Source organism: Calothrix sp. CCY 0018 (assembly GCF_963920925.1).
Classification (GTDB): Bacteria; Cyanobacteriota; Cyanobacteriia; order Cyanobacteriales; family Nostocaceae; genus Rivularia.
Genome location: NZ_CAWUDI010000118.1, coordinates 1 through 1,236, shown reverse-complemented (window position 1 = coordinate 1,236; position 1,236 = coordinate 1). Strand labels below are relative to the sequence as shown.

Below are 1,236 nucleotides of genomic sequence, written 5' to 3'. Positions count from 1 at the left end.
GGCAGGGCTGTTTCATTCTCCAGAGAAAAATGGTTCAATTACAAATAGGATAAGTTTCCTAAAGCAAAGCGCGGCAGCGCCGCGCCTTTGCGCCAATAAAATGGAGCAAGAATATTCGGTGAGGGTTTTATGAGTGCTAGCTTAATTGGAGAACTCAAAAAAGTCAGGGATTTTCGTACCCGACAGGGGCGGCGACATCCATTGTGGCTAGTATTGTTGTTAATAATTATGGGGACAATGAGCGGTTGCCAAGGTTACAGAGGACTCGGAGATTTTGTCAAACGACACAAACAATCTTTAATTGAAGTATTAGAAATACCTCATGATAGAGTTCCTTCATATTCAACAATGCGACGTGTAATGATGCGTGTCGATTTCGAGGAATTAACGCGAAAATTTAATTGTTGGGCTAGTAAATACGTCGAATTGAACGAGCTTGAGTGGCTTGCAACCGATGGTAAAAGTATTAAAGCTACAGTTGTTGATTACAGCAACCAATATCAAGCATTTGTAAGTGTGGTGTCAATGTTTAGTAACAAACAAGGTCTTGTTGTTGGGCTAAAAACAATGAATAATAAGCAAACGAGCGAAATTACAACCGTCCGAAATTTAATTTCAGTATTAGATTTGAACGATGTCGTATTTAGTTTTGATGCACTTCACTGTCAAAAAAAACTGTAGAACAAATAATTAACAGTGGGAATAATTATGTAATAGCTGTTAAAGCTAACCAGCCCAAACTTTATCACCAGATTCAGAAAAATATGCTCGAATCGTGTTCAATAAGCATACATCACGATTTGGAAAAAAATCGCGATCGCCTAACTGAACGTCGCGTATCAGTATTTGATAACTTAGAAGCTATTTCCGGCGAATGGATTGGTTTAAAGCGTTTAATTCGAGTTGAACGTTTTGGTACTCGTGCAGGCAAACCTTATGAGGAAACTGCATATTATATAAGTTCGATAACTCTTGATGCATCCGATTTTTCTCAGGGTATTCGTGGTCATTGGGGTGTTGAAAACCGATTACATTGGGTTAAAGATGTTATTTTTGGCGAAGACAAAGCCCAGATGATTGATGGTTATGCTGCTGCAAACTTCTCAATCGTTCGGAGTTTCGTAATTAATCTTTTCCGCCGTAATGGTTTTGGTTCGCTAACCTCAGCGATACGCCACTGCGCTCATAATATCCTATTATTATTTTCCTTTTTAGAATGAAACAGCCCTGCCTTAA

General features: G+C 38.8%; 1 pseudogene. It reads left to right on the top strand.

What is annotated here, in order from left to right:
* Nucleotides 1-129 precede the first annotated feature (129 nt).
* A pseudogene (locus tag ACM03V_RS34395) lies at nt 130-1,220 on the top strand (ISAs1 family transposase).
* Nucleotides 1,221-1,236: the final 16 nt, after the last annotated feature.